21 protein-coding genes and 2 pseudogenes are annotated in these 22,885 nt (G+C 55.0%); 13 read left to right on the forward strand and 10 right to left on the reverse strand.

Annotated elements, in window-relative coordinates:
• Positions 1–17 precede the first annotated feature (17 nt).
• A pseudogene (locus tag GIW04_RS13230) lies at positions 18–1,181 on the reverse strand (tyrosine-type recombinase/integrase); the annotation flags it as partial.
• A 183-nt stretch (positions 1,182–1,364) separates the two neighbouring features.
• Here GIW04_RS13230 and GIW04_RS13235 point away from each other — a divergent pair.
• Positions 1,365–1,577: an MFS transporter gene (locus GIW04_RS13235; protein WP_236270494.1), complete on the forward strand. Its 213-nt coding sequence runs from the start codon at positions 1,365–1,367 to the stop codon at positions 1,575–1,577.
• Positions 1,578–2,117, forward strand: coding sequence for an MFS transporter (locus GIW04_RS13240; protein WP_236270493.1), 540 nt, complete (start codon positions 1,578–1,580; stop codon positions 2,115–2,117).
• A gap of 322 nt (positions 2,118–2,439) precedes the next feature.
• On the opposite strand, the gene GIW04_RS13245 is transcribed toward GIW04_RS13240, so the two are convergent.
• The 3 genes from GIW04_RS13245 to GIW04_RS13255 all read right to left on the reverse strand — a co-directional run bounded on the left by GIW04_RS13245 (position 2,440) and on the right by GIW04_RS13255 (position 4,030).
• Positions 2,440–3,018, reverse strand: a complete 579-nt coding sequence (locus GIW04_RS13245; protein ID WP_236270492.1) for a bifunctional diaminohydroxyphosphoribosylaminopyrimidine deaminase/5-amino-6-(5-phosphoribosylamino)uracil reductase RibD — start codon at positions 3,016–3,018, stop codon at positions 2,440–2,442.
• Positions 3,019–3,040: 22 nt separating this feature from the next.
• A complete protein-coding gene (locus GIW04_RS13250; protein ID WP_236270491.1) occupies positions 3,041–3,427 on the reverse strand; it encodes a barstar family protein in 387 nt (128 codons plus the stop codon).
• 210 nt (positions 3,428–3,637) lie between these two features.
• Positions 3,638–4,030 carry a 4-oxalocrotonate tautomerase gene (locus GIW04_RS13255; protein ID WP_169912608.1) on the reverse strand — a complete coding sequence of 131 codons (393 nt, stop codon included), beginning with the start codon at positions 4,028–4,030 and terminating at the stop codon, positions 3,638–3,640.
• Positions 4,031–4,182: 152 nt separating this feature from the next.
• On the opposite strand from GIW04_RS13255, the gene GIW04_RS13260 reads away from it, so the two are divergent.
• Positions 4,183–4,563, forward strand: coding sequence for a LysR family transcriptional regulator (locus GIW04_RS13260; RefSeq protein ID WP_236270495.1), 381 nt, complete (start codon positions 4,183–4,185; stop codon positions 4,561–4,563).
• Between the two features lie 711 nt (positions 4,564–5,274).
• On the opposite strand, the gene GIW04_RS13265 is transcribed toward GIW04_RS13260, so the two are convergent.
• Entirely contained in the window at positions 5,275–5,607 is a 333-nt protein-coding gene (locus GIW04_RS13265; protein ID WP_169912710.1) for a hypothetical protein, read from the reverse strand.
• A gap of 525 nt (positions 5,608–6,132) precedes the next feature.
• Between GIW04_RS13265 and GIW04_RS13270 the strand changes: the two genes are divergently transcribed.
• Complete coding sequence (locus GIW04_RS13270; RefSeq protein WP_236269893.1) at positions 6,133–6,522, forward strand: hypothetical protein; 390 nt, start codon at positions 6,133–6,135, stop codon at positions 6,520–6,522.
• Here GIW04_RS13270 and GIW04_RS13275 read toward each other — a convergent pair.
• Entirely contained in the window at positions 6,517–6,897 is a 381-nt protein-coding gene (locus GIW04_RS13275) for a hypothetical protein (protein ID WP_236269894.1), read from the reverse strand. The genes GIW04_RS13270 and GIW04_RS13275 overlap by 6 nt on opposite strands.
• Before the next feature lie 124 nt (positions 6,898–7,021).
• On the opposite strand from GIW04_RS13275, the pseudogene GIW04_RS13280 reads away from it, so the two are divergent.
• The 7 genes and pseudogenes from GIW04_RS13280 to GIW04_RS13310 all read left to right on the forward strand — a co-directional run.
• Positions 7,022–7,642, forward strand: a pseudogene (locus tag GIW04_RS13280) (MBL fold metallo-hydrolase RNA specificity domain-containing protein); the annotation flags it as partial.
• A 329-nt stretch (positions 7,643–7,971) separates the two neighbouring features.
• The gene (locus tag GIW04_RS13285) at positions 7,972–9,411 is read left to right on the forward strand and encodes a mannose-1-phosphate guanylyltransferase/mannose-6-phosphate isomerase (RefSeq protein ID WP_070414462.1); all 1,440 of its coding nucleotides are present in this window, start codon (positions 7,972–7,974) and stop codon (positions 9,409–9,411) included.
• 78 nt (positions 9,412–9,489) lie between these two features.
• Positions 9,490–10,521, forward strand: a complete 1,032-nt coding sequence (locus GIW04_RS13290) for a glycosyltransferase family 2 protein (protein WP_236269895.1) — start codon at positions 9,490–9,492, stop codon at positions 10,519–10,521.
• Positions 10,522–10,622: 101 nt separating this feature from the next.
• Positions 10,623–11,168 (forward strand): dTDP-4-dehydrorhamnose 3,5-epimerase, encoded by a 546-nt coding sequence (gene rfbC, locus GIW04_RS13295; RefSeq protein ID WP_070414464.1) that lies wholly within the window; start codon positions 10,623–10,625, stop codon positions 11,166–11,168.
• A gap of 64 nt (positions 11,169–11,232) precedes the next feature.
• Positions 11,233–12,063, forward strand: coding sequence for an ABC transporter permease (locus tag GIW04_RS13300; protein WP_070414465.1), 831 nt, complete (start codon positions 11,233–11,235; stop codon positions 12,061–12,063).
• Positions 12,053–13,429: an ABC transporter ATP-binding protein gene (locus tag GIW04_RS13305; RefSeq protein ID WP_070414466.1), complete on the forward strand. Its 1,377-nt coding sequence runs from the start codon at positions 12,053–12,055 to the stop codon at positions 13,427–13,429. The genes GIW04_RS13300 and GIW04_RS13305 overlap by 11 nt, the downstream gene beginning before the upstream one ends.
• Before the next feature lie 90 nt (positions 13,430–13,519).
• Positions 13,520–16,891: a rhamnan synthesis F family protein gene (locus GIW04_RS13310; protein ID WP_169918707.1), complete on the forward strand. Its 3,372-nt coding sequence runs from the start codon at positions 13,520–13,522 to the stop codon at positions 16,889–16,891.
• A 47-nt stretch (positions 16,892–16,938) separates the two neighbouring features.
• Here GIW04_RS13310 and GIW04_RS13315 read toward each other — a convergent pair whose 3' ends face one another.
• The 4 genes from GIW04_RS13315 to rfbB are packed head-to-tail and all read right to left on the reverse strand — an operon-like array spanning position 16,939 to position 20,751.
• Positions 16,939–17,883 carry a glycosyltransferase gene (locus GIW04_RS13315; RefSeq protein ID WP_236269896.1) on the reverse strand — a complete coding sequence of 315 codons (945 nt, stop codon included), beginning with the start codon at positions 17,881–17,883 and terminating at the stop codon, positions 16,939–16,941.
• A 2-nt stretch (positions 17,884–17,885) separates the two neighbouring features.
• Complete coding sequence (gene rfbA / locus GIW04_RS13320; RefSeq protein WP_070414469.1) at positions 17,886–18,776, reverse strand: glucose-1-phosphate thymidylyltransferase RfbA; 891 nt, start codon at positions 18,774–18,776, stop codon at positions 17,886–17,888.
• Positions 18,773–19,678, reverse strand: a complete 906-nt coding sequence (rfbD, locus tag GIW04_RS13325; RefSeq protein WP_169912611.1) for a dTDP-4-dehydrorhamnose reductase — start codon at positions 19,676–19,678, stop codon at positions 18,773–18,775. Before rfbD ends, rfbA begins: the two co-directional genes overlap by 4 nt.
• Positions 19,675–20,751, reverse strand: coding sequence for a dTDP-glucose 4,6-dehydratase (rfbB, locus tag GIW04_RS13330; RefSeq protein WP_236269897.1), 1,077 nt, complete (start codon positions 20,749–20,751; stop codon positions 19,675–19,677). Before rfbB ends, rfbD begins: the two co-directional genes overlap by 4 nt.
• A gap of 435 nt (positions 20,752–21,186) precedes the next feature.
• Here rfbB and gmd point away from each other — a divergent pair, with 435 nt between their 5' ends.
• Together gmd and GIW04_RS13340 are read left to right on the forward strand one after the other, a co-directional pair.
• The gene (gene gmd, locus GIW04_RS13335) at positions 21,187–22,218 is read left to right on the forward strand and encodes a GDP-mannose 4,6-dehydratase (protein WP_070414472.1); all 1,032 of its coding nucleotides are present in this window, start codon (positions 21,187–21,189) and stop codon (positions 22,216–22,218) included.
• A 61-nt stretch (positions 22,219–22,279) separates the two neighbouring features.
• A partial coding sequence (locus tag GIW04_RS13340) for a GDP-mannose 4,6-dehydratase (protein WP_236479001.1) occupies positions 22,280–22,885 on the forward strand: 606 nt, incomplete at its 3' end.

Genomic DNA, 22,885 nt, shown 5'->3' on the forward strand with positions numbered 1-22,885 from the left:
CTATTACCCCTCGCGCCTCAACCTGAGTAAAGGTGGGGCGGCTGGACGCTTACGTTGCGATTTCTGGTTTGATTGATGGCCGATGCCGACAGGCTGCCGGTGGCCGCCTTTTGGATATGTTCACTCCACCAAGCCATCATCGGACGTCGGCGTTCGATGTAGTCCGTCCGGTTGTAGGCGCTACGAACTTCGTCCTTGTCGACATGCGCCAGCGCGACCTCGATCAGCTCCGGATCCCAACCATACTCATTCAGGATGGTGCTCGCCATCGAACGCAAGCCGTGGCTGACTAGACGGTCCTGAAAGCCCATGCGCTTCAACGCCATGTTGGCGGTCTGGCTATTGGCATGGGTGCGGGGGGTTTTATCTGAGGGGAACACGTACTCTCTGTTACCGCTGAGTTGCTTGAGCGTTTCCAGTAACGAAAGTGCCTGATCGGTGAGGGGGATTGTGTCCGGGCGCCGCTTTTTCATGCGCTCTGGCGGAATGGTCCAAATGCGCTTGTCGAAGTCGATATCTGCCCATCGTGTGGTGGCTGCTTCGGCGGGGCGGGTCATGGTGTGCAACTGCCATTCGATCAGGCAGCGGGTCGTGCGCTTGATGCTGGCATTCGCGATTTCCATCATGAACTCGGGAAGCTCTTCAGGTGGTAGCGCAGCCATGTTCTCTTTCTTGGGTTTCTTGAACACCGCCCGAATTCCATTGAGGGGATTCGAGAATATCAGCCCAGAATTGACGCCGTAGGTCATGATCTCGTTGAGCCGCTGGCTCAACCTTTTCACGGTTTCGAGGCTGCCCTTGGCCTCGATTAGGCGAAGGATATTGATGACCATTGGAGCAGTGATCTGCGAGAGCGGTGTTGTTTTCATGCTTGGGAGAGCATGAAGCGTCAATGATCGCCAGATGTCTTCGCCGTAGGCCTAGGTAACCGAGTCTTTCTTCAACTCGAACCAGGCCGTGGCCACCTTCTCGAAGGTGTGCTCAGTTTCAGCGAGCTTGGATTGCCGAACCTCATCACGTTGAGCTTTGGGATCAATACCCAAGGTGAGCAGCTCACGCGCCTCGACGGCTTTCTTTCGGGCATTGGCCAGCGAGGGGTCGGGGTATGGACCGAGCGCCATATTAAGACGGGCTCTGGTCAACGGCTCGCGGTAATTGAAATTCCACATCATCGAGCCGCTGCGCCCTCAAGCGTATCGGCGAGGACGTCAGTGAGAAACTCGACTAACTGGATGCCGTTGCGCAATCTGTAACGCCCGTTCGCTTACCAATTTGGGGCTGGTCAAGACGAATATCCTCAGCGCAACGCTGACGATTGCTGCGCTGATCGGTATGACCTGACAACCCATCTGGCATTGATTTTTTTGCTGAACTTCGTGCTCGGTATCGGCTTGATCCTGCGCTGGATCGCCTGCGATACGTGGATTGTCGCGGTTGCCAAGAAAGACGAGCGCGGTCGGGCGATCGGCGTACATGAGACCTTGATGGGCCTGGGTATTGCTGTCGGCCCGCTGCTGCTGGTTGTATTCGGCGTCGGGAGTACCGCGCCTTACTACGCCTGTGCCGTGATCGTATAGTTGTTCGGCGCGCTGGCCATACCCCTCAAGGACTGCGATACGCGACCGCAAACCCCGGCAGAAAAACGCCATGGCAAGTTGTTCAGCATCATTCCAACGGCACTGTGTGGCGCGTTTATCGCAGGCTTTTCGGAAACCTCATCCGTATCGCTTCTTGCAAGCTACAGCCCCTCGGCTATTTATCTATTGACCGCCGCCACCTTGCTGATATCGACGTTCGGAATTGGCGGCACCCTCCTGCAACTGCCAATCGGCTGGATGGCCGACCGCAGTTCGTACAAAGTCGGCCGATTAGTCTGCGGCTTGATACTGTTGTTGGGCACCCTGGCCATTCCGTTCAGCCAGCCGCTTCCCTGGCTGGCGACCATTCTCGTATTCCTCTGGGGCGGCGCCATTGGTGGCCTGAATACCCTGGCTGTGATCGAGGCGGGAGACCGGGTCGGCGAACAGCAAGTATCCGCCGCCATGACGGCGATTGCGATGTTCTACACCTTGGGCAGCGTATTAGGCCCCATTGCCACGGGCGTCACAGTGTACTAAGTCAGCGAGCACGGATTGATGATTTCCGTGGGGATAGTCAGTGTGCTGTTCATTGCAATGTTGATTTTGCGCAGAGTCCCTGCACAAGAGTGATTTGCACCAGTCGCTCGCATCGTTAGCGCAGTATTCCTCTAACATCTTTTCTCCGGAGGAGAGTCCGGTTTTTACGTTTGCCGTCTTTTACAAGCGAGCGCTATATACGGGTTTGGCCTGAGAAGCACGGACAAGGAGTGGGTCGTGTCTGACCCTTCGATATATCGGGAGCACAGCATCCGGGGTCAGCTAAGCGCTTTGAATGTGGGGTTTATGGAGCGCATACGACTTACTGATCGTTGCGATCCGACGATCCACCCGGTTTGCCCACCAAAAAATCAGCTAAATCCTCAGCCGCTTCCTCCGCCAATAAGCCGACAACAACGGTAATGCCTGCCTCTCGCAGCATTCTTATGCCCACTCCTGAGTTTTTCGGATCTGGATCAAGCAACGCAACAAAAGCTTTGTCTACCCCGCTGTTTATCAGTGCCAGAGCACATGACGGGGTTCGACCATGAAAGGAGCACGGCTCAAGCGTGACAAAAGCAGTCACCCCGGAGCAGTCGTTCGTTAACCGGCTTAACGCCATCGCTTCCGCGTGATGGAAACCAGGTGCTTGAGTATAGCCTTGGGCTATCACGACGTTGTTTTTGACCAGCACGCAACCTACGGGCGGGTTTGGAAGGCAATCAGGTATGGCTAAACGCCCCTGGGCAAGAGCAAGCCGCATGAAATGGGTATTGGAGGGGGGGCTAGCCATATTAGTTTGGTGCTCATCCTTGGTGGCCGACTCTTGGCAGATCGGGTTAATCAGTGCCGCGCCGGCGCGACTATAGAATATCAGTAAAATTACGCGGGTGCCCAGCATCACACTTAAGGCAGAGTGCCTCTCAGAATGTCAATACCAAACATTGGAATCTCGAAACTTTCCAAGACCAGCATCTGGCTGCGCATTCCATAAGCGCTTCAAATTGTTCAGGACAGCGACGCTTGAAATTCTGGGCATTGTCGATGACCAATGAAAGCGGTTGTCCGCTTTGTACATGGATAGACGACATTTCTGCACTGGGATCATCGAGGTATGAAAGGCAATCAACCCAGGCGTCATTACGGCCGTAGAAGCTCGGGAAACCGAACTTTTCTGCGAAAACACTGTGGAATGTTTGCCAGTCAGTTATCAGGTTTGCATCCACTCGCGCCATTGTCAGATTACCCTCCGCCACATTGAAAAAACAGGTATGGCGGTCTCGTAAGATGAAGTCAATTGCTGACTGCATATTTGCGCAATCCAGGGCTTAGTCCGCTACAGATAACGTTCCAGTGCCCATTTATGGCCGATTGCTGCCTCCCTGAGAAGGGCAGCTATTTGGCCCACAGACGTCGTTCGTGAGGGGTAGCCGTCGACCCAAAGCGAACCCTCCAATGAGGTCTCTATTCTTGCTAGCGCTCATCTAAGGTCGAGTGCACCAGTGTAGCGGACAGCGGTATTAAGGTTGGTGAAACTTATACTCTTGGATCATCCCGCCGTAGCCGTACGCGCTGGCGCGGCAGTTGTTCACGTGTACGTTTGAGTGAAGGTGAACATTGCCTATTTCGGAGGCGAGCAACTCGAAAGCTTCTTGCTGATAACGCGCTTTCTGAGTTTTGGTATTGGTTTCGTCCGTGATGGTGAACTCCAGGCGGAACGAGTTACGGCCATAATCCGACAATGAACGTTTGCTGATGAACCAGAGCTCATGAGGCAAGAACTGAACCATCACCAACGTTTGCTCCGGTCGCTTATCCAGCACCCCACAGGTCATAGCGGTGAGTTTAGGGATGATGCTGCGAACCAGTTTTGGATTCGAGTGGCCAGAAATCGTGAGTGAAATAGCGGGCATGCTTATCTTCTTAGCAGGCATTGAATGTTTGCCCACACTATTAATTTGCGTCTGGACTGAAAAGCGGGAAAATAAGCATCTATCTAGCAGGAAAGCGGCAGATAAGCATGCGGCCTTTTGACCTTGATCTCTTGCGCTCTTTCACTGTATGCATGGATTGCGGCAGTCTTTCGAAAGCGGCGCCATACCTGTGCCGGTTGCAATCAGCGTTGAGCGAACAATTATGTAAGCTGGAAGCATTCACCGGTGTAACGTTATTGGAGAGGGGCAAAAAGGGTGTCCGACCTACGCCCACCCGGGAGCGGTTGATGGTGCATGCCCGACAAATATTGGCCTTGAGCGACCATGCCCTTGAAGAAGCACGCGGAGTTGTATTTGCTGGCGAATTAGGACTAGCGATCATCGACTACTTTTTATCTAGCTCAATTTCTGAATTATTGAAGCAATTGCGCTTGAGATATCCACTACTTCGCCTGAACGTATCGGTAAGAAAGAGCATGCAGAGAGAACGGAGCAGATCCAAGCGAATTTGATATTGGTTCTCTATGCGAATACTTGATGGCCGCAGCCTTTCCGAGGGCATCGCGGTGCATTGGGAAGCACTGCATTGGGTATCAGCCGCTGGGTTCGAGCTGACAGACGAAGAAAAAGATAGCCCCTTGCCACTTCTGGTACTGCCGCAGCGGTGAAATCTCCAACGTCTCGCCCGAGAGACGTTGGACGCTCATACGGTCCCTTATGTGATTGCCCACTCAGCCTCGGGGTTAGCGGGGCTGCAATCAGCGTTGGTAGCTGGACTGGGCGTTGCTTGTTTGAATGCCTCGCAGTCCCGCTCGGCGCGGAGATTTTTCGGCCATGCCTCCCATTACCGCCTTTGCCCGACGTTGAGTTCAGCCTGCTGCCAGCGCGTGTTGGCGAGTCTGATTTGGTTGGATGTGTGCGGGAAATCCTTGCAAGCAAATTTGGCGGATTAGTGGCAAGTCCATGACCTGAAAGCATGGCTCTGCAAACAATGAATAGTATAGCGAAGAGACGGCTTTTGACCGGTTTCTGCTCGTCGCAGACAGAGGTCTCCAGGGGATGGCTGGTGTTCAGTTATGCCTGAAACGTTGGATTGCCGTTAGCTTTTAAGCCTGCGAGCGGCTACCGTAATCGAGGTTAAGGCCTCACTTCACAAGAGTTGGTCGGCCGGGTGGGTGGGTCGCTGGGATGAAATGCGAATAATTAAAAATTAGCGTGCCCGCTCACATCGACTTAACCGAAATAACTTCCACAAACCTGAATTTTTTCTTAGCTATCTTTGTAGCTTCTTGCTCTGCAACCAAGGAGCTGAGCGTATCGGCTTCATGTACGATCTCGTGCATCTTGCCTTCGAATTCATTCCCCACCCTCAGTGTGACCTTCAATCCGGAAGTGAAGGATTTTAATAGTTTCTTTTTCTTCACTGCCGTTGACTGCTCCGCGATTACTATTTCCGGTGCAGTGTCTTGCTCATGGATGTCGATTACTGATGCAGGGGTCTCAGGCTCACCGAATAGCGCCCGACGCATTTCTTCTTCCGTCAGCTCTGTAGTCATACCGTTTCTCGAGAAGGTGGCGTGTATAGAGATACCGATTCTACCATAGTGGAGCGCTTCGGAAAAAAGAAGGCTTTGTGTGATATCCGACCGGACATCGCCGCTAAATTCGGATGAGGGTGAGCTTCTGCCCGGAGCGCTTTTTCGAATCCAGCGCTGATTGACACTCATGCCTGTGTCGCCGCCGCTTCACATTTACGCTTTGCTCCGTCGCGGTCAATACCGCGGCCGGGTGTGACAACCTGAATTGTTCGAGACGCATGGCGCCATAGCCAGTAGAAAGTGCTTACACAGGCTTGGCTGCTGCTTTCTATGGCGGATCGTGCGGGGCAGGCTTACGCCTGGCCGGTACCCTCGGACGCCGGTTTGTCACCCCCGTACGGTCTGCCACCCAATCGCGTGACAACGGTTGATGGCAGTTTTACTTGTCCGAGGAGATAAGGAAAATGGCATGCCCACCTTTTAAGCTCGTGCGCCTCCCTGGCCAAATGGTTCAAGCCGCAAACTATCTCGGAGGGTTCCGCGATGTTTGATCTTTCGCTTCTCATTGGCCTCCCCAAACCCAGCATCATCGATACTTCGCTTACCCCTGAAGATGCAGCGATTAAACTGCGGCAGGCTGCCACTCACCGGCTTAACGGAGCCCAGAGTATTCTGCTTCATTTTCCGCAACACGTTGAGCGGGCAGTAGAGCTGTTGGATGACGCTGTCGTATTGTACGACAAGGCATTCCGAAATTTAACTGGCATTCCGGTTCAAAGCGTCCATCAACAGATCCATGAGTATGTCTCTGTCCCGTCCGCTGAAGGGGCTCCTGCGATCCAAACGCCGTGGGGCGATGAGTTCGCTCCGGTAATCAAGGAGGGTGTTCGTTGCGCAGAGACTTGGCTTGAGGGCTCATCATTACCGTTATAGTGGGCGCGGTCTCAGATCCGAAAACGTCATCGTCCAATTGATCCACGAGAGGCATTTGAAGCAGGTTTTTTGCTGCGGTTGCGGCAGAGGCTGATCATGCGATGTGAGGCCGCCACCGCCCAACCAACCCGCTTTGATGCCTGAGTTTGTAATTGAAGTTTGAGATTTGCTTTTCCCGCCAAACCCTCTGATCAAGCGAGCTTTGATCGCGCCGATCGGAGGGTTCACTCGTTTTTTCTCGCTGCCGTAGCGTTCCATTCTCCCATTTTCACATTTGATTAACGCCATGCTTGCTTTCAACCGCCAGTAATTACTCAGCAATTCCCGTTGAGCGGAGTGCCATTCAGTGTGTGTGCGAATCTTTTCGTTGGACATGGATGTAGGTATGGCGACAGCGGCGACGCCGGCGGCGACCCACGTATAACGTGGTCTACAACATCAGCAGACCTCATAGCTACAACGACTACCGGTCGCCGGTCTCGAAGGAAAGGCTGGCGGCGTAAACCTTAATCAGTATCCAAGACTACTTGACCAGTTCAACTCGCCACTGGCTCAGCGCGTCACCCAGGCTTATCGGGAGCTGCACCATTATTGGAACGATGAAGCCCGCCAACGGTTGAGCAAAGGGCGCAAGCCGCTTGGCTTCACTCAATTGGTATGTGTCGATAGCCACGCCAGGCATCAGCAAGTGGTCAATTATCTGAAGAGTACTGGCCGGCCAGCGATTGTGATTGCCGGCAATGGCATATGCTCGGGTGGGCGTATTGTCAATTACCTCAAAGCCATGCTTGGCGATCCGCGGCATGAAGTGCTGTTCGTCGGTTGCCAGGTCAGGAATTCGCCAGGTGCGGTCATTCAGGCTAGTCAGGGCAGGGCGGGCGAATTGCGGGTAAGCCTCGACGGTCACATGCACCTCATTGGAGCCAAGGTTGTTACTTTGCAAGGGTATTCGGCGCATGCAGACCAGGCCGGTCTTGTCGCATTCGCTTCGGGCTCCACGCACGCGCCTGGGTCAGTCGTCCTGGTGCATGGTGAGCGCGCCGCCTAGGACGCGTTGCGCAGGGCTCTGCAGCGGCACTTTCGGCGATATGGGTGGCGATTTGAAATCACCGTACCTTAATAATTATTCTCCGCTGCACGGAATGTTGGCTCGGGGTGTTGTCAGACACCCGCCCTGAACGTGTTTCACGGCGCAGGCAGATGCTTGGCTACCGAGTCTTGTCATTGCTGCAGACAGCGCAACTGCTGGCCAGCGCACAAGCCTCGATGAAAGATCTCTGGTATTCTAGGCCGCAGTACTTGAAATCCCTGCTTATGGGCGGCGAAGGGATTAGACGTAGGGTACGCATATTTTGCACGTCGTCCCGTCTAGTCGTGGGCGGCGTCAGAAGCAGGCTAATGCCAGGTCCATGAAGTTACCAACTTCGTAGGACCGTTAAGGATTCAAATATGGAATTAATCCCGGTTATTTTATCCGGTGGCGTCGGCAGTCGGCTGTGGCCAGTATCCAGAGAAGCTCATCCGAAACCATTCATGACATTGCCAGATGGACAGAACCTGATCCAGAAGGCTTTTCTTCGGGCTGCTGGCCTGGAGCAGGTAGCCGAGGTCCTCACCGTCACCAATCGCGAGCTGTTGTTCAAGACCGAAGACGAATACCGCTCGGTGAATTCCAGTGAGCTGCCGTTAGGCTATATCCTTGAACCCTTTGGTCGCAACACTGCAAGTGCAGTTGCTGCAGCAGCGCTGCGCTTGCAGCAAAGCCATGGCCCACAGGCCTATATGCTGATTTTGGCTGCTGATCACCTGATCCAGAAGGGTGATGCATTCCGCGACGCGGTTGCCAAAGCCATCAGCCTCGCTTCCGAGGGATGGTTGGTCACCTTTGGCGTCACGCCGAGGTATCCGGAAACCGGCTTTGGCTATATCGAAACGACCAGCGAGGTGGTTGGCGCTGGCTTGAAAGTCGAGCGTTTCGTTGAGAAGCCGGATCTGCAAACGGCTAAGTCTTATCTGGCAACCGGCAACTACTTCTGGAATACCGGCATGTTCTGCTTCCAGGTCGGCACAGTTCTCGAAGAATTCAAGCAGCATGCGCCGGACGTACTTGAAGCGGTTGAGCGTACGCTGAGTGTTTCACGCTCCTCAAGTGCATCTGGCTATGCCTGTCTGGTGCTGGATAGCGAACAATTTGCACAGGCGCCCGACATTTCCATCGACTATGCGCTGATGGAGCGTTCCAGCAAGGTGGCAACTGTTCCTTGCGATCTAGGCTGGAGTGACATTGGCTCTTGGAACGCGGTCAGTGAACTGACCGAGGCAGATGAGCATGACAATCGCTTCGAGGGCGAGGTCATGGCATACGCTGCAAGCGACAACTACGTGTACACTGAAGACCGCCTTGTAGCATTGGTCGGTGTGCAAGACCTGCTGGTGGTCGATACACCAGACGCACTATTGATCGCCCACAAAGACCACGCGCAAGAGGTGAAGCACATTGTCACTCGGCTGAAAAGCGAAGGTCATGCTGCACACCTCATGCACCGAACAGTGCACCGACCCTGGGGAACGTACACTACCCTCGAGGAAGGTGAACGCTTCAAGATCAAGCGCATCGTTGTCAAGCCCAAGGCATCGCTCTCACTGCAACTGCATCACCATCGCAGCGAGCACTGGATTGTCGTCAGTGGCATGGCTGTGGTGATCAATGATGACCGCGAGCTAATGCTCAATACCAATGAATCGACCTACATCCGAGCAGGCAATCAGCACCGTTTGCAAAATCCGGGTGTTATTGATCTGGTCATGATCGAAGTGCAAAGCGGTGAGTATCTTGGTGAGGATGACATCGTTCGCTTTGAGGACAACTACGGTCGCTGTGGCTCGTGAATTGAGTATTTATAACTGCACTCGGTGGCACGTAAAACTGAAAGCGCATAGTACGCACGTACAGTATGGACTGCGCCAGTGAACGAATATATTCAGTCCAGATCCACTCACTTTGATAAAGGCAGCCTACATGGAGAGCGTGACAACTTGATGGGTGGTTATAGCTTCACCGATGTTGCAGTTGAGGCACCTGTTAGCATTGCAATATTGATGTGTACCTACAATGGTGCGTCTTTTTTGCGTGAGCAGCTTGAATCCTTTAACGATCAGACGTTCACTCATTGGACCCTGTATGTCTCAGATGACGGGTCTACCGATGAGACGCGTCTGATATTGTCTGAATTTCAACAACGATGGGATGCTGGGCGTGTGCTTGTATTTGAGGGGCCGCACCAAGGGTTCGCAAAAAATTTCATCTCGCTGCTACAGCGCTCGCAGGTTAGCGCCCAGTACTACGCGTTTAGCGATCAGGACGACATCTGGTTCAATGACAAGCTGGAACGAAGCTTGGCTCACATGGTCAGATTAGCGCCTGACCAACCGGCTCTGTATTGCTCAAGAACTCAGCTGGTCGATGCAGCACGGCGCACGGTGGGTTACTCACCGCTGTTCACGCGGCCGCCATCCTTCCAGAACGCGTTAGTTCAGAGCCTTGCAGGCGCTAACACCATGATGATAAATGCGGCCGCTCGCGAGCTGATCATGCAGCTACCGCCCGATGCTGAGATTGTGGCCCATGACTGGTTGGCGTACATCCTGGTAACCGGGTGCGGTGGTACAGCGATTTATGATGCTGAGCCCAGTCTGCAATACCGTCAGCATGGCGATAATCTGATTGGTGCGAACACGAGCTTCAAGCAGATGTTGCATCGATTCGGCAAGATGCTGTCAGGTCGTTTGGTGACCTGGAATGACACCAATTTAACGTTGCTGCGTACCTTTAAGGCTGGTTTGACACCGCAAAATCGCTCGATTCTCGAGCACTTTGAACGCGCCCGGCGATCCGGTTTGACCTCACGCTTGCGAGCATTGCATCGATCAGGTGTGTATCGGCAGACCTTTGCCGGTAACATCACGCTGACTGTTGCTGCATTTTTAGCCAGAATTTGATCATCGCGTAACGTCCCCAGCCTTTTTTCAAGGATGGGGGAGCATTCGGGGATGCCCTACATGGCACTCCGAAACGAATAGTATTTGGAGATTTTTTTCACATGAAAGCAACAGCTCTGGCAATTCCTGAAGTCATCCTTTTCGAGCCGCGGGTTTTTGGCGATGATCGTGGCTTCTTCTTCGAGAGCTTCAATCACAAGGTGTTCGAAGAGGTCGTTGGCCGGCCTGTGAAATTTGTCCAGGACAATCATTCCCGTTCGATTAAGGGCGTGCTGCGTGGCATGCACTATCAGATCCAGCAACCCCAGGGCAAACTTGTGCGAGTCGTGCAGGGCGAAGTGTTCGACGTCGCGGTCGACATGCGGAAGAGCTCGGCGACCTTTGGGCAGTGGGTGGGCGCTCATCTCAGCGCTGAAAACAAACATCAGCTGTGGGTGCCGGAAGGCTTCGCCCATGGCTTTGTAGTCCTCTCTGAAAGCGCCGAGTTCCTGTACAAGACCACCGACTACTGGGCGCCTGAGCATGAACGCATCCTAGCCTGGAATGACCCCACCGTTGGTATTGAGTGGCCGTACCAGGGCACGCCGGCACTGTCAGCAAAAGATCTGCACAATACAGCATTCGAGGACGCGGATACCTTCGCCTGATTGTCTCGAGGCCCGCGCAGGTTTCCGCGTATGCAAAGATCGATTAATTCACCGAGGTAACTGAATGAACCCGCATTCGCAGGCCCCCATATCGCCGCAGGCGTTGATCAGCAATCTCTGGCAATACCGCCGGTTGATCATGCAGATGGCGCGTCGAGAAGTGGCAGGCCGCTATAAAGGCTCGGTGATGGGGCTGTTGTGGTCCTTCCTGACGCCATTATTTATGCTGGCGGTCTACACCTTTGTCTTTTCAGTTGTCTTCAAGGCGCGTTGGACGGCGTCTCCCGATGAAGGCAAAGGCGATTTCGCCGTGCTGCTATTTGCCGGCATGATCGTCCACGGCTTGTTCGCTGAGGTGTTGAACAGAGCGCCGGGCTTGATCCTGGCCAACGTCAACTACGTTAAAAAAGTCGTGTTTCCGCTCGAGATATTGCCCGTCATCTCGATGTGCACCGCGCTGTTTCACAGTGGCGTCAGCCTGCTGGTCCTGCTGTGCGCCATCATCGTCGTCAATGGTGAGTTTCACGCGACCATGTTGTTGGTACCCTTAGTGGTGCTGCCCTTCATCATATTCGTACAAGGTCTGGCGTGGGTGCTCGCATCGCTGGGGGTATATCTGCGTGACGTGGGGCAAACCATCGGCATCATCACCATGGTGATGCTGTTCATGTCCCCTGTGTTCTTTCCCGTCAGTTCGCTGCCGGTCGAAATGCGTCCATTGATGGAGGCAAACCCGCTGACTTTTATCATCGAGCAGGTGCGCGAAGTCCTGATTTGGGGCCATCTGCCAGATTGGATGGGGCTGGGCCGTTACTTGTTAATGGCGTTGCTCACTGCCTGGCTTGGCTATGCATGGTTCCAGAGAACACGAAAGGGCTTTGCTGATGTCTTATAATTCCCCCCAGTCTGCAGATCCGGCGATCATCGTAACAGGCGTATCGAAATGCTTTCATATCTACAGCAAGCCGCAGGATCGCCTGAAGCAGGCGATCATGCCGCGTGTACAGCAGGCCCTAGGGCTCAAGCAGAAGGCCTACAACCGTGAATTCTGGGCCCTAAAGAATGTCTCCTTCACCCTGAACAAGGGTGAAACCCTCGGTATCATAGGCCGCAACGGTTCGGGCAAGTCGACCCTGCTACAGCTCATATGCGGCACCCTGAGCCCGACCCATGGCCAGGTGCAAACGTTTGGCCGAGTTGCCGCGTTGCTGGAATTGGGTGCAGGCTTCAACCCTGAATTCACCGGCCGAGAAAACGTCTACCTGAGCGCTGCATTTTATGGTTTGAGTAAAGAGCAGACAGACGAGCGTTTCGATGACATCGTGAATTTCTCCGAGATCAGGGATTTCATCGATCAGCCAGTAAAAACCTATTCAAGTGGCATGTTCGTGCGGCTTGCCTTTGCCACCGTTGCTCACGTCGATGCCGACATCCTCATCATCGATGAAGCATTGGCCGTTGGCGACGCCATCTTCACTCAGAAATGCATGCGCTTTCTGCGCAAGTTCAAAGAAGAGAAGACGCTGCTTTTCGTCAGTCACGATAGCACCTCCGTCATTGCTCTGTGCGACAAGGCATTGTGGTTATCCGATGGGCAGACCCAAGAGCTTGGCGATGCCAAGGAAACCAGTGAGCACTATCTGAATTTCATTCTCGGTGCCACTCAGGACAAAAGCCTTCAAGAGCAGACACAGGCGTCGTCGACCGCCAGGAAGTTGCGCGAAATCTGGGCCGGTGAGCATCGCTATGCTTCGGCCGGCCCGATGAGCCTGTTCCAGTCCAACTTGCAAGATTCGCCTCAGACAGATCCGTTGGGCGCGCAGATCAAGCATGTCAATGTGACGGCAGAGGATGGCAGTGACATTCGTGCGCTTACCGGCGGCGAAGTGGTGACCCTGTCGATTCATGCAATCGCCTTCACCGAATTGAAAAGTCCTGTGCTGGGCTTTTACATCAAGGATCGTCTCGGGCAGTTCTTGTTTGGGAGCAACACGCTGAGTATCGAAGACACGCTGCGGCCCGCTGCCGCGCCAGGGCAAGCAATCAATGCGCAGTTCACCTTTGCCATCCCTTGGCTTGCCAGTGGTGACTACTCGATTCAGGTTGCGATTGCAGATGGCACCCAGCAAGACCACACATCACATCACTGGATTCACGACGCGGTAATTTTCCACTGCAGTAATGATCCATCGGCGTCTGGTTTGATCGGGATTCCGATGTTGGATATTCAACTACATGTCAGTGCTCAGCCAGGCCTGTAACGGGGCTTTCATCCGACCTGAAACGGCCGGGACCTTAGACGCCGACGGGCACTGTGCTGCCCCTGGCGTCGTCAGATCACAGGCTTGCAGATGCATTTGCAGAATAAAATACTCGATCGCTTGAGCGATATCGTAGATACCCGAATGTCGGGGGAGGCTGAGTTAGTGAACGTTGAGCAAAGCACGCCGGAGGCATGGTTGATCAGCCAGCTGCGTGAAGAGAACGCCGCATTGCAGGGGAGTCGGCATCATTTGCAGGCTCAGCTTGCCCTGGCTGAAACAAATCGACGTCTGATGCAGGGTCAACTGGCGGAAGCGCAAAAGGCTCCGCAGCAGATGACCGCAGCGCTGCAAGCGCAGTTAGCCGATGCCCAACAGCAGGCGCTCGCCGCAGAGCTTGACCGAGAGGCGCTCTCCAGTCTGCGGGATGAATTGGTGAACGCGCGCAATGAGATTGCCAGGGCCAGGCAAGAGCTGCAGAGCCTGCGCATGCAGCTTGCGGGCCTTCAAGAACAGGCCAAGCGTTCTGCCGACGACTATGCAGTGATCATGCACGGCCTTCACAGCTCCACCAGTTGGAAGATCACCGCTCCGTTGCGAGTGCTCGCGCGCGCTGTGCGTGGCCAGCGACCGCTGGTTGCCGGTGGCCTGCGTGCGCGGCTGCTTGATCAGGTGAAGCCCTTGTATTGGGCGATACCACCGAAGTACCGCACCCCGGTGCTACACTGGGGTTATCGCAATCTGGGTGGGGTGTTCCGCGGCAGTCCTCACTACGAGCTGTGGAAAAACGGCGCTCAGGTGCACATCGAAGCAGTCGATCACACCTTGATTACGCTCGATGGCGTACAGCAAGCCGAGCATGTTCAGGGCACGATCGCTATCCACTTGCATATGTATTACGAAGACCTGGCGCCTGAGTTCGCCGGGTATTTGAAGAATATGCCCTTCGACTACGATCTCTACGTGTCGGTAAAAGACGCCGAGGGCGAAAGGGCCTGCCGCGCAGCGTTCGACAAGCTGGATCATTGCAAGGCGCAGATATTCCAGATCGTTGACAATCGCGGCCGCGATATTGCGCCGATGTTCTGCACCTTCGGCGAAGCGCTGCGCCACTATGACTACATTGCCCACTTGCACAGCAAGAAGTCGCTGTACAACGCTGGCGCCACCGAAGGTTGGCGCCAGTATCTGGCTGGCAATCTATTGGGAAGTACTGCAACCATTCGTAGAATTTTTACGTTGCTGGCTGCAGACAAGGGCATTGTCTATCCCCAAAACTTCAAGTCGGTGCCCAGTCAGGCCAATACATGGCTGGCCAACAAAGGCATGGGTACTGCCTGGTGTGCACGCCTGGGTATTGCGCCAGTGCCGCAGGGGTATTTCGATTTCCCGGCCGGCTCCATGTTCTGGACCAGGGGAGACGCGCTGCGGCCGTTGTTCAATGCCAACATAACCATCAATGACTTCAATGAGGAAGCCGGCCAGACCGATGGGACATTCGCCCACTGCCTGGAGCGGCTGCTGGCCCTGAGTGCACGCAAGCAGGGCCTGCTGCCAGGGATCATCCAGGATACCGTAAACCCAACCTGGTCTTCCTGGCGGCTCGATCAATCGGTCGGGCGCTCGTTCGAGTCGATGGTCGACCACTTCTCGAACCCGAAGATCAAGTGCATCGGCTTCGATATATTCGACACGCTGCTGATACGTCCGCTGATCGATGCAGAGTCGACCAAGCGTATCGTTGCCGCCAATCTGCCGGAAAATCTAGCAGACCTCTACAGCGATTATCGCGTGGATGCGGAAGGCGAAGCCCGCAAGAGCAAGGGCCGCGATGTTGATATGGATGATATCTATAAAGCATTCCAGCACATGAGTCAGCTGTCGGACCAGGATGTAGCGACCATCCGCAAGCTTGAAGAGCATACCGAATACCAATCGCTCTCAGCACGCAGTGGTGGCGTCGAGTTGTTCGAGCGTGCCAAGTTGGCGGACAAGCCGGTGGTGCTCATCTCGGATATGTTCCTGCCCAAAGCGCTCATCACCCGTGCACTGAACGCCAACGGCATTCATGGCTGGACCGAGTTCTATCTGTCGAACGAAGTGGGCGTGCGCAAGGACAGCGGGCAGCTCTATGATCATGTTCTGCAAGTTCACGGGTTGCAGCCTGATGAACTGATCATGGTGGGCGACAACGAGCGCTCCGATCTGCAGATACCCTGCGACAAGGGTTGTGTAGGCTTACATGTTCTGCGCCCGACTGAATTGGCTCGGGGCATGCCGCGCTTGCGCGGGATCGTGGAAAAATACGAGTTTGCCCATGACCTCAATGCCGAGCTGACCCTAGGCTTGTTGTTCAGGCAAAACTTCCCGGCGGTGACGTACCCCGAGCTTAATCCGGGCTCGTTGTTCCAGGCCACTCCATACAATATCGGGTACAGCCTTGTTGGTCCGATGTTGACCGGCATGGCCCAATGGCTGATAGACAATGCCCAGCGCGACGGCGTCGAGCGGCTGCACTTCCTTGCCCGTGAGGGCCAGCTGATGAAGGCCGTTTACGATGTCTGGGCGCAAGGTGTAACAAGCGCACCGCCTTCCGAATATCTGGTGGTTTCGCGTAGGACATGCAGTGTGCCGCTGCTCAAGACCATTGACGATATTTTCGCCGTGGCCAAGGGTGATTACTACATCAATACCGCATCCAACTATTTGCTGGAGCGTTTCGGTCTGGAATTGAGCGACGATGTCTGGGGCCAATTGCAAGCTGAAACCGGTGTTGGTCAGCAGACGCCTGTGGAGGTTCGCAACGGCAATCTGACCGCTTTGAAGCTGTTGTTGACCAAGCTGGCCGAGAGCATCTTCGAGCAGGCGCAAGCAGAGCATGCTGCGCTGAGCCTTTACCTGCAGTCCATGGGGCTGATGGGTGGGGAGAAAAACGCAGTGGTCGATGTGGGTTACGGCGCAACAATTCAGAACTACTTGTGCAAGCTCGCTGGTCAGCAGATTCACGGCTACTATCTGGCGACCGACGAGCGTTCAATCGAAGTTGCCGACAGCCATGAGGTGATCATTCGTGGTTGCTTGATGCATAACGTCGAACACAGCCTGGCGGCACCGATCATGTACCTGCGCAGCTTCGAGCTGGAGAAACTGCTCAGTTCGAGCGATGGACAGGCGATCAAGTACACCTCTGCAGATGGTATTAGTGTCCAAGCGCACCATCGTCAGTTGTCTGCTCAGGAGCGCACCGGTGACGCGTTCAGACAAGAGTTGCGCAATGGCGTTATCCAGTTTGCCGAGGATGCGTTGCAAGTACGTAGAGTATTGCTTGCCAGCTTTGCACCTTCGCTGGAAGTGAGCAGGGCGATCGCTGATGAGTTCTTCTCGAAGCATTCCACCGATGAGCTGAAGATGCTGAACCACGTGATGCTGGATGATCACTATTGCGGCCGAGGCGTCGTGTAAAAAAACGCTATCAGGAGATCTGATGGCCGTTTTTAATGTGCCCAAAGTTATCGATGTCGGGTAATGCTGTTCAGCAAGCAAAAGGCGAACAGCATCGCCCTGTCACGCGGCCGGCGGCGGCAGTGAGCGACACTGAACGCCAGCTTGATCCACGCTTTTGCTTTGGTCGAATCATCGTCAAGTATCCGGTAGGGGCTATGGATATCCAGAAGAGTGGCCGTCAGTTGAATTTGGGAAAACCACCAGCCGTCAGTGATCTTGCGCAAACGTGAACGCGCCGAGGCTACGCCGTTGTTCACCCCGACCTGATTGCGTGCGTGTTGCCGATAATCAAGGCTGGGCGTTGGGTCGATAATCCATGAGTAGTGATGGCTACGTGCGTACGCGTAACAGAACCAGTCATGCAGATCGACACGCTGGACCTCATCCCACTGGCTCAACAGCAGCGACTTGAACGCCGATGCGAACCTGCGGGTCAGGACATACGTGCAGCCAGGGCCAGCGGCCTCGAAGAGATGGTCCCAACGTACCTGCGGTTGTGCTTTGTTCACCAGCAGGCGCCGCCCATCATCCCAGAAAGCGACCACGTTGCTTGAGTAGCCGTCGGCATCGCTGCGTCGCAGCGTGGTCACTGCCCGATCGAGCTTGTCTGCGTACCACACATCATCCTGATCGGAAAACGCGACATAGTCATAGGCTGACAGATCGACATCTTTGATCAAGCGAAAGAAGTTGCGTGAGGCGCCTTTGAATGGGCCGGCGGGAGGCAGTAGAGCAATATTGGCGTGTCGCTCCGCCAGCCGAGCGCACAAGGCTTCGGTACCGTCGGTCGAAGGGTCGACACTGATGTAGATATCAACACTGGCACGAGCCTGGGCGAGGATAGAGGCCAGTTGCTCCTCTATCCATTCGCAACCATTGTAGGCAGCCAGCAGAACTGCGATCCGGGTGGGCCCGGAGGCCGCCCCGGTAGAGCTGCTACCTGTAGTCATACTCAGTAATGACCTGGCGCCAGAAGGCTCTGCAGATACTGGCCGTAGCCTGTTTTCTTGAGTTTCTGGGCCTGGCTGGCAACTTGCTCGCGAGTGATCCAGCCATTGGTGAAGGCAATTTCTTCAAGGCAGGCCACTTTCCATCCCTGGCGCTCTTCGATAGTTTGGATGAAGTGGCTGGCTTCCATCAACGATTGATGAGTGCCGGTATCCAGCCAGGCGAAACCACGTCCGAGGATTTCAACGCTGAGGTTCTTCCGCTCGAGATAAACCCGATTCACATCGGTGATTTCCAGCTCACCACGCTCAGACGGCTTGATGTTCTTGGCGATCTCGACAACCTGATTGTCATAGAAATAGAGGCCTGTGACCGCGTAGCTCGACTTTGGCTCGGCAGGCTTTTCTTCAATGCTTAAAGCGCGACCGTTGGCGTCGAACTCAACTACCCCAAAGCGCTCCGGATCTGCTACGTGATAGCCGAACACAGTGGCGCCTTCAGTTTGCTGTGTAGCGGAGCGCAGGTTGTCCGAGAAATGCTGGCCATAGAAGATGTTGTCGCCCAGGATCAGGCAGCAAGGATCGCTACCGATGAATTCTTCACCAATAATGAAGGCCTGAGCGAGGCCGTCAGGCGAAGGCTGCTCGGCGTAGCTCAATTCCACCCCGTAGTTGCTGCCATCACCCAGCAGTTTGCGGAACGAAGGCAGGTCTTCCGGGGTGGAGATGATCAGGATTTCGCGCATACCCGCCAGCATCAGAACCGACAGCGGGTAGAAAATCATTGGCTTGTCGTAGATGGGCAGCATCTGTTTGGAGACGCCCAGCGTAAGCGGATGAAGGCGCGTTCCCGAACCACCAGCCAGAATGATCCCTTTACGATTGGTTGTGTTCATTTGTTCAGAGCTTCCATAAGCATGCGGGTTACACCACTTTGCCAATCCGGCAAGTGCAGAGAGAAAGAGTTGCGAAGTTTTGCTGTCGACAACCGAGAATTCGATGGGCGCTTGGCCGGCGTTGGATACTCGCTCGTGCTGATCGGTTTGACCGACGTTACCTTGAGCGTTTCACCTTGCTTGCGGGCAAAGTCGATGACGTAACTGGCGTATTCATGCCAGGTTGTCTCCCCAGCCGGTGCCAGGTGGTAAATACCGGCCAGCAGAGGATTGCGAAGCGCTTGCTGCAGAGCGGCCACGGCCACATCGGCGAGCAAGTCGGCGCCGGTCGGCACGCCGGTCTGATCGGCAATCACGCTGAGCTCGTCGCGGTCTTTGGCCAGGCGTAGCATGGTCTTGGCAAAATTGTTGCCCCGGGCTGCATACACCCAGCTGGTACGGAAGATCAGATGCTTGCAACCTGACGCCTGAATCAGCTGCTCACCTTCAAGCTTGGTGGCACCGTAGTAATTGACCGGCGCAACGGTGTCAGTTTCGGTCCATTCAGCCTGGCCGCTGCCGTCAAACACGTAATCGGTGGAATAGTGCAGTAGCCAGGCATCGAGGCGTTTGGCCTCTTGCGCCATTACCTCGCTTGCCAACGCATTAACCGTGTGGGCCAGTGCGCGCTCGCTCTCGGCTTTATCCACTGCCGTGTATGCAGCTGCATTCACGATTACCTGGGGCGCAACAGCGCGAATGGTGGCGCGCAAGCTGTCAAGATCCGACAGGTCACCGGCCAGCTCACCATAAGCAGTGTCTGCCCGATGACGATCCAGGGCTACGACCTCGCCCAGGACGCCGAGTGCGCGCTGCAGCTCCCAGCCAACCTGACCGTTTTTACCCAGCAGCAGAATCCTCATGCCTTACCTACGCGTGTGGTGTAGTTAGTGTCAATCCATTGCTGGTAGCTGCCGCTTTTAACGTGGGCGACCCATTCAGGGTTGTCCAGGTACCACTGTACGGTCTTGCGAATGCCCGACTCGAACGTCTCTTCAGGCACCCAACCCAGCTCCCGCTGGATCTTGCTGGCGTCGATCGCGTAGCGTAGGTCATGGCCTGGGCGGTCTTGAACGTAGGTCAGCAGTTCGACGTGAGGACGGAATGCCGACTCAGGGCGCAACTCATCGAGCAAGGCACAGACGGTACGTACAACTTCGATGTTCTGTTTTTCGTTATGACCGCCGATGTTGTAGGTCTCACCTATGTCACCTTCGGTTACAACTTTGTACAGCGCACGGGCGTGGTCTTCGACGTACAGCCAGTCACGGATCTGATCGCCTTTACCATAAATAGGCAGTGGCTTGCCTTCCAGGGCGTTGAGGATGACCAAAGGGATCAACTTCTCCGGGAAGTGGCACGGGCCGTAATTGTTCGAACAGTTGGTGACCAGAGTCGGCAGGCCGTAGGTACGGGCCCAGGCGCGGACCAGATGGTCGGAGCTGGCCTTGCTGGCCGAGTAGGGCGAGCTTGGCTGGTAAGGAGTGGTCTCGGTGAAGAGGTCATCCGGCCCTTCCAGATCGCCGTACACTTCGTCAGTGGAAATGTGGTGGAAACGAAAGGCCGATTCGCGCGTTTCGTCCAGCGTGGCCCAGTACCCACGCGCTGCTTCGAGCAGGTTGTAGGTGCCGATGATGTTGGTCTCGATGAACTCCGACGGGCCGCTGATCGAGCGGTCGACGTGGGACTCGGCGGCCAGGTGCATCACGGCGTCAGGCTGATGCTCGCGGAATACTCGGTCGAGTTCGGCGCGATCGCAGATGTCGACCCGCTCGAAGGCATAGCGCGCATTCTGGTCCACCGACTGCAGCGACTCCAGATTACCGGCATAGGTCAGCTTGTCGACGTTGACCACCGAGTCATTGGTGTTCGAAATGATGTGACGCACAACTGCCGAACCGATAAAGCCGGCACCACCTGTTACTAAAATCTTCACGAGAATTTTCTACCTTGAGGTTCTGACAGAGCCTAGGAACTCTGCATAAGTCCCTGCACGTTATGACTTAGCTATCATATAGACACGATGCAAAAGTATACCCGATTGGCCCACGGCTACGGCAATTCATAATGCGCACGTAGCGGGCCCGATGAGGCTGTGCAGTACCCGAGTCGGCAGATACGACAGGCTGGGATAGAGCGAGGTTCCGCGGTCGCCTTATGCCGAGTACTGGAAGGGTCGATGGCAGTATCCATCCGACCATTTACCAGAATTAATAATAATCGGCATATAGGGTAGGCCTGACATAAACGGTCGGGTTAACTTTCAACCTCGTACCAGTGGCGCTTAGTCAGTATCATGTCACGATGCAGGTCTATCAAGCCGTCAGGGCACTTCAAGCGAAGGCTGTGATGGTGACTTTTTGGAGGATTCATGATCGCTATCGTCACCGGTATTACAGGCCAGGATGGAGCGTATCTTGCGCAGCTTCTACTCGGCAAAGGCTACACCGTGTACGGCACCTATCGGCGAACCAGCTCCGTCAACTTCTGGCGGCTGGCCGAGTTGGGAGTTGAGCAGCATCCTAATCTGCACTTGGTGGAGTACGATCTGACTGATCTGTCGGCCAGCATAAGGCTGCTGCAGACGACAGAGGCGACCGAGGTGTACAACCTTGCCGCACAGAGCTTTGTAGGCGTTTCGTTCGACCAACCGATCACCACATCGGAAATCACCGGTCTTGGCGCTGTTCACCTGCTGGAGGCGATTCGTATCGTCAATCCAAAGGTGCGCTTTTACCAGGCCTCCACCTCGGAAATGTTCGGTAAGGTCCAGCAGACACCTCAGGTCGAGACAACCCCATTCTATCCGCGTAGCCCTTACGGCGTCGCCAAGCTCTACGCGCACTGGATGACTATCAACTATCGAGAATCCTACGGTCTCTTCGGTGCCAGCGGCATTCTGTTCAATCACGAGTCGCCGCTGCGCGGTCGCGAGTTCGTTACCCGCAAGATCACCGACAGTGTGGCAAAGATCAAGCAAGGCAAGCTGAGCCTGCTGGAACTCGGCAACATGGAGGCCAAACGTGACTGGGGTTACGCCCAGGAATACGTCGAAGGCATGTGGCGCATGCTCCAGGCCGACGAGCCCGACACGTTTGTACTTGCTACCAACCGCACAGAGTCAGTACGCGACTTCGTCACTCTGGCGTGCAAGGCCGTCGACATCGATATCGTTTGGAAGGGCAAGCACGAAAACGAGATAGGCATCGACGATGCCACAGGGCAAACCCTGGTAGCGGTCAATCCGAAGTTTTTCCGCCCGACTGAAGTCGACCTTCTTCTGGGCAATCCGGAAAAGGCCAAATCAGTTTTGGGCTGGGAAGCCCAAACCTCGCTCGAAGAGCTGTGCCGCATGATGGTCGGAGCAGACCTTCGCCGTAATGAATCTGGTGTCTGTTTCTAAAGGCTGAGCGTATACGCGAGCCTGTCCCGAGCGGCAGGTGAGCACGATTTGGAGTTGGAAGATGGCCCGCATTCTTTTGACAGGCGCCAATGGTTTTGTTGGCAAGGTGTTGCAGCGCAGATTGCGCCAGGACCAGCATGAACTCATCGGCACCGTTGCATCTCTCCCGTCGCCCGAGGATCAAGGTGGCGATTATGAGGTGATGGATATCTGCGATGGCGCTGGGGTGGATGCAATCATCGCACGCCTGCAGCCGACACATCTAATTCATCTTGCGGCCATTTCCAACGTGGCGTTGAGTTTCAAGGAGCCTCTGCTGACGTGGAATACCAACGTCATCGGCACCCTCAACCTGATGGAATCCTTGAAAAGTCACGCGCCGGATTGTTTCACTCTTTTTGTGAGCTCATCAGAGGTCTACGGTGAAACTTTCAAGCGTGGACAACCGCTTGACGAGTCTGCCCCTTGTGCGCCGATGAATCCTTACGCAGCGAGCAAATTGGCAGCCGAACATGCCGTCACGCAATATTTGCGTCAAGGCCTGGGCGGGGTGATCGTGCGCCCGTTCAACCATATCGGCCCTGGCCAGAGCGCAGATTTTGTCGTGGCGTCATTCGCCAGGCAGATCGCGTTGATTGAGGCAGGCTTGCAAGAGCCTGTCCTCATG

Origin of the sequence: Pseudomonas sp. PA-4-8C (genome assembly GCF_021606625.1) — a bacterium.
Taxonomy (GTDB): domain Bacteria; phylum Pseudomonadota; class Gammaproteobacteria; order Pseudomonadales; family Pseudomonadaceae; genus Aquipseudomonas; species Aquipseudomonas lactis.

What these genes read in the sequence shown, in the direction of transcription:
- GIW04_RS13245 (WP_236270492.1), bottom strand. Translation starts at nt 3,018, where the DNA reads ATGCTGGGCACCCGCGTAATTTTACTGATATTCTATAGTCGCGCCGGC.
- GIW04_RS13250 (WP_236270491.1), bottom strand. Translation starts at nt 3,427, where the DNA reads ATGCAGTCAGCAATTGACTTCATCTTACGAGACCGCCATACCTGTTTT.
- GIW04_RS13255 (WP_169912608.1), bottom strand. Translation starts at nt 4,030, where the DNA reads ATGCCCGCTATTTCACTCACGATTTCTGGCCACTCGAATCCAAAACTG.
- GIW04_RS13260 (WP_236270495.1), top strand. Translation starts at nt 4,183, where the DNA reads ATGGATTGCGGCAGTCTTTCGAAAGCGGCGCCATACCTGTGCCGGTTG.
- GIW04_RS13265 (WP_169912710.1), bottom strand. Translation starts at nt 5,607, where the DNA reads ATGACTACAGAGCTGACGGAAGAAGAAATGCGTCGGGCGCTATTCGGT.
- GIW04_RS13270 (WP_236269893.1), top strand. Translation starts at nt 6,133, where the DNA reads ATGTTTGATCTTTCGCTTCTCATTGGCCTCCCCAAACCCAGCATCATC.
- GIW04_RS13275 (WP_236269894.1), bottom strand. Translation starts at nt 6,897, where the DNA reads ATGTCCAACGAAAAGATTCGCACACACACTGAATGGCACTCCGCTCAA.
- GIW04_RS13285 (WP_070414462.1), top strand. Translation starts at nt 7,972, where the DNA reads ATGGAATTAATCCCGGTTATTTTATCCGGTGGCGTCGGCAGTCGGCTG.
- rfbC (WP_070414464.1), top strand. Translation starts at nt 10,623, where the DNA reads ATGAAAGCAACAGCTCTGGCAATTCCTGAAGTCATCCTTTTCGAGCCG.
- GIW04_RS13300 (WP_070414465.1), top strand. Translation starts at nt 11,233, where the DNA reads ATGAACCCGCATTCGCAGGCCCCCATATCGCCGCAGGCGTTGATCAGC.
- GIW04_RS13305 (WP_070414466.1), top strand. Translation starts at nt 12,053, where the DNA reads ATGTCTTATAATTCCCCCCAGTCTGCAGATCCGGCGATCATCGTAACA.
- GIW04_RS13310 (WP_169918707.1), top strand. Translation starts at nt 13,520, where the DNA reads ATGCATTTGCAGAATAAAATACTCGATCGCTTGAGCGATATCGTAGAT.
- GIW04_RS13315 (WP_236269896.1), bottom strand. Translation starts at nt 17,883, where the DNA reads ATGACTACAGGTAGCAGCTCTACCGGGGCGGCCTCCGGGCCCACCCGG.
- rfbA (WP_070414469.1), bottom strand. Translation starts at nt 18,776, where the DNA reads ATGAACACAACCAATCGTAAAGGGATCATTCTGGCTGGTGGTTCGGGA.
- rfbD (WP_169912611.1), bottom strand. Translation starts at nt 19,678, where the DNA reads ATGAGGATTCTGCTGCTGGGTAAAAACGGTCAGGTTGGCTGGGAGCTG.
- gmd (WP_070414472.1), top strand. Translation starts at nt 21,187, where the DNA reads ATGATCGCTATCGTCACCGGTATTACAGGCCAGGATGGAGCGTATCTT.